Genomic DNA, 3,736 nt, shown 5'->3' on the forward strand with positions numbered 1-3,736 from the left:
TCTAAACAACCTCAAAAGACCAGATGATTCAGTACTGCAACAAAGCTACATAAAAGCTGCCCTGGTTTTGATGTAGGGGAGTGGTGGAGAAAAAAGCGTGCTCTTTAATATGGCCCAATCAAAACTCACTTTAAATGCAGGAAGTAAACATATTATGAGTTAAGACAGTTAAAGAGCACTATTTCATAGGAGACCTTGAGACTAATTTCTAGTTATATTCAGATACCAACATATACAAATTTTTATTGCTCATTCACTTTTACGTAGGTGAATATACCTATATAGAGACATATTTGTATGACATTTTGATGAATTTTTTAATACCGCTAAGAAAAGTATCTGATTAGGTACAAAAGTACTTATTGTAGAACTGTTAACCTTTTAAATACGATTATAAGTCACAGCATGTAAGCGATAGATAGTAAAAGGAACCAGATAAGGTTATTAACCCAAAAACTTTTACTAGTAAATAGCTCTTTGCTGCAACCGATAAGCGCTTGTTTAATAGTCATATTTTTATCAAGAAAGTATCGAATAACACTAGGGTTTAAATAAACAACTATCAAAAAAAGGGTGGTGTTCTTTAAATGAGAGCATGTAAAGCTTGATGCAATAAGGCCATTAAAGAACACCATAACGCAGCATGAAACCAAAAAGTCTTACTAGCTAAAGTGTCTTTCAATATGTTCATAGTTGCATGCATCTCTGCCTGTACCATGATCACCACTAGGAGAACATACCTAAAAGGTAGTAGTTTTTGGAATATCAAGCCAGTTAAAAATTACCTCATTAAATATTTCATTAACCTTTACATTCTGATTGAAAAGGCATGAATGACCGATCAAAAACGCAAGAAAGTTTAATCCAGATCCAAGCAAAATCAGCCTGTGAGCCTTACTTAACGGATAAAGAGTGTAGGCAAGCATTAAAGGCTATTTACCAGGAAGTAAGACAACTACTCAAGCCAAAGGAAACCAATGACAAACAAATATCACCTGGACTACTTCGAGAAAGCCGTACTGAGTAATCAATATAAAATCCTTCAATTACTCGCCCCAGTATTTAATAAAGACGGCGGCATTTACGAAGCCAATAAATAAAAGAATTACATCGAGATTTTAGATAGCAATTTGGTTGAGCTTTTTCCTGAGATATTCGAAGGTAACTTTGAGCTACCACACGACATACAACGTGATGTCCTTGCGATTACTGAGCTGTATGAACTCATGGAGACTAGCTACAGTCATCTGTGCCTTGAGGAACAAAGGGAAATAGACAGCGATAAAGTCGTATTTAATGGCTTCGGTTTAGAAGACAAATACTATACGGAAATTAGGGATTTTCTCACCGCATTAAACAATAGTGAGGTATTCGAAGATAGACCAGGTGTAAGTGTTGTCACTGAGGATATGCTTGAGTTTCCACCCGTAGGCCCAATGATGCCGCTGTATAAGCAACAACTGGGAAGGCTGGAGGCATTGAAAGCTAGGCCTGGATACGTGGGGGATATGCTGACCGTTGAGGAGTTGAAGTACCTAACGGAAGGCTTTGAAGATGCGCCACCGCTCCAATAGGTACTTAAGGCTTACTAGATAACCTGAACGTTGATAGCACAAGGTCCTTTCTGGCTCTGGCCAACCTCAAACTCTACTTTGTCATTATCACGTGGCTCACGACCATGAGTTTCATTTTTATGGAAAAACAAGTCTTTACCGCCATCGTCTGGAGTGATGAAGCCAAAACCTTTAGTTGCATCAAAAAATTTAACTGTACCTGTGCTCATTCTAATCTCGCGTTTATGTTGAATTAAGCGTGTTTTATAGAGGTTAATGAACAATAAAGCAAACAGTTTCTACTGTTATTGCTGGTTAGAGACAGGTATCAGACAGAAGGGGATGAGGAAGCGCCACCGCTCCCACTCAGGTAAGAGTAGGAGTAGTAACCAACATTAAGCTCTTAGGGAGTTAGAGTATTTCCCATAAACTTTAATAGTGCTCTTGACTTAGGGAAGCTCTCAGCAGAAGACGGAGCTAAGATTTTTTTATCAAACCTAAAATTCATTACAGCAATTACAGGGTCTTGGGGATAAGCATTCAGATAGTCCCAATACGCTTGTATTCGATCATGAAGGTCTTGATCGTTTTCGACTGGAGGAATTAATAAAGACTCTTGCGTTGATGGAGGCACTATGACCCATTTTAAGTTTGGGTTTGCAGAAAAATACCTTTCGTATGTTTTATGTATTACAGAGCTATCATCTCTAGAGCTGTTATGACGCCAATAATAGTTGTCGATGCCAACCCAGTCAGGTGTACTTTTGACACCTAAACACCCACTTTGTGGCATTTGATGAAGGATTTCATTAACAGCAGAAGGTAGGGCTTTATCGAAGTCACGATGAATCAAAACTGTAAATATCGGAATATCATTCAAATTATGTGTTTTTAAAGCTTGCCTTAAGGTACAAACATAACTTGCATATTGCCACTTAACATACTGCCCATTATCCCACAAAGCCTTATCAGCAGATGGTTCATCAAGAAAGTAGATCGCTTTGGGCTTATTTGTAGCACTTTTTATATTTGCGACGATATTCCAAATGTTCCCCCATGAACCTTTAGCTTGGCATTCAGTATTACTTTGTGCGGAGTAACAGATGTCTAGTCGATTATAGTAGTTTTCTTCTCCAGCACCTATGTTAAGTGCACATCGTTCATGGGCACAAACTTTAGAGTTTAAGCTTTCGATTGAATGAACTACATTTAAATTTGTATTGTTTGGACCTGTGGCACTGATTCTTTCATAGTTCTTTTCAAGTTCAATATTAAATACTTCATTCTCACTATCGAGCCAGTCATACCCATAATATTTGATATTTGGGTTAGGCTCACTGTGGCAAGCTAATGAAAAAATGGAGAAAAATAAGATAGTTTTTGCAGATAATATTTTGGATATTTTTAAATTCATAATGAGTACGTTCGAACAAATAAAGAAGATCAATATTACCACACATCAAGGTTTAATAGTGCACAAAACTATAGGAGTTAAATGCTCTCAACCATAATCACCGCAGTTACTGGCCTGTTTCAAACCTATCTCACCAATAAGCAACACAAAGCCGAACTCAAACAAGCCATCCATAACAAGCAATTAGACGAGATCCAGCAAGGCAATATCTCTGCTTCAGAGCTGGATTCATTGAGCATTCAAAGCCGTGGCTGGAAGGATGACTTTCTATTAATCATCACCGTTACCCCGCTTGTGCTGTGCTTTGTACCTGAGATGTCTGACCATATAAAGAATGGTTTTGAAGCCTTAAACGCGAGTGTACCGGAATGGTATATGCTCGCCTTAGCCTTGGTGTATATCGATACGTTTGGATTTAGGCGCATTTTACGCAATGTTTTTTCAAATTATTTAACTACAAAAATTAATAAGAGTTAGGAGAATGACAGTACACCATCACGAACCCTGGACATTTAAAAAAGAGATTAATATTACGCATATCATAGCCACTCTGCCTGTCGTCGTTTCTGCCATTATATTTGGTTCTTCCGTTGATAAACGCATTGATTTGAATGCGACCAACGTTATAAAGAGTTTAGGCATGAGATGAAGAACGACATTAGCGGGATAAATGACAAGTTAGGCCGACGTTGTCGGCGACTTTTAGCGAGTGCCAATCATCAGGCTCAGTGTTCACTTCGCAACATTTAAATCCGTTTATACGGCATGT

6 protein-coding genes are annotated in these 3,736 nt (G+C 38.1%); 4 read left to right on the forward strand and 2 right to left on the reverse strand.

Going from position 1 to position 3,736, the window contains the following annotated elements:
- The first annotated feature begins 829 nt into the window (after positions 1–829).
- Both F607_RS0125385 and F607_RS0125390 read left to right on the forward strand, forming a co-directional pair.
- Positions 830–1,027: a hypothetical protein gene (locus tag F607_RS0125385; RefSeq protein WP_027710261.1), complete on the forward strand. Its 198-nt coding sequence runs from the start codon at positions 830–832 to the stop codon at positions 1,025–1,027.
- A gap of 103 nt (positions 1,028–1,130) precedes the next feature.
- Complete coding sequence (locus F607_RS0125390; protein ID WP_027710262.1) at positions 1,131–1,574, forward strand: YfbU family protein; 444 nt, start codon at positions 1,131–1,133, stop codon at positions 1,572–1,574.
- Positions 1,575–1,588: 14 nt separating this feature from the next.
- Here the strand turns inward: F607_RS0125390 and F607_RS0125395 are convergent, their stop codons facing one another.
- Both F607_RS0125395 and F607_RS31865 read right to left on the reverse strand, forming a co-directional pair.
- Positions 1,589–1,783, reverse strand: a complete 195-nt coding sequence (locus F607_RS0125395; protein ID WP_027710263.1) for a cold-shock protein — start codon at positions 1,781–1,783, stop codon at positions 1,589–1,591.
- A gap of 173 nt (positions 1,784–1,956) precedes the next feature.
- The gene (locus F607_RS31865) at positions 1,957–2,967 is read right to left on the reverse strand and encodes a hypothetical protein (RefSeq protein WP_051311832.1); all 1,011 of its coding nucleotides are present in this window, start codon (positions 2,965–2,967) and stop codon (positions 1,957–1,959) included.
- 81 nt (positions 2,968–3,048) lie between these two features.
- On the opposite strand from F607_RS31865, the gene F607_RS0125405 reads away from it, so the two are divergent.
- The gene (locus F607_RS0125405) at positions 3,049–3,444 is read left to right on the forward strand and encodes a hypothetical protein (RefSeq protein WP_051311833.1); all 396 of its coding nucleotides are present in this window, start codon (positions 3,049–3,051) and stop codon (positions 3,442–3,444) included.
- Between the two features lie 4 nt (positions 3,445–3,448).
- On the forward strand, positions 3,449–3,616 hold the full coding sequence (locus F607_RS34430; protein ID WP_157365604.1) for a hypothetical protein: 168 nt from the start codon (positions 3,449–3,451) through the stop codon (positions 3,614–3,616).
- The last annotated feature ends 120 nt before the right edge of the window (positions 3,617–3,736 follow it).

The sequence above is a fragment of the Zooshikella ganghwensis DSM 15267 genome, assembly GCF_000428585.1.
Classification (GTDB): Bacteria; Pseudomonadota; Gammaproteobacteria; order Pseudomonadales; family Zooshikellaceae; genus Zooshikella; species Zooshikella ganghwensis.

Bases quoted from the DNA above. Each gene is read 5' to 3' on its own strand.
- F607_RS0125385 (WP_027710261.1), top strand. From the start codon at position 830: ATGAATGACCGATCAAAAACGCAAGAAAGTTTAATCCAGATCCAAGCA.
- F607_RS0125395 (WP_027710263.1), bottom strand. From the start codon at position 1,783: ATGAGCACAGGTACAGTTAAATTTTTTGATGCAACTAAAGGTTTTGGC.
- F607_RS31865 (WP_051311832.1), bottom strand. From the start codon at position 2,967: ATGAATTTAAAAATATCCAAAATATTATCTGCAAAAACTATCTTATTT.
- F607_RS0125405 (WP_051311833.1), top strand. From the start codon at position 3,049: ATGCTCTCAACCATAATCACCGCAGTTACTGGCCTGTTTCAAACCTAT.
- F607_RS34430 (WP_157365604.1), top strand. From the start codon at position 3,449: ATGACAGTACACCATCACGAACCCTGGACATTTAAAAAAGAGATTAAT.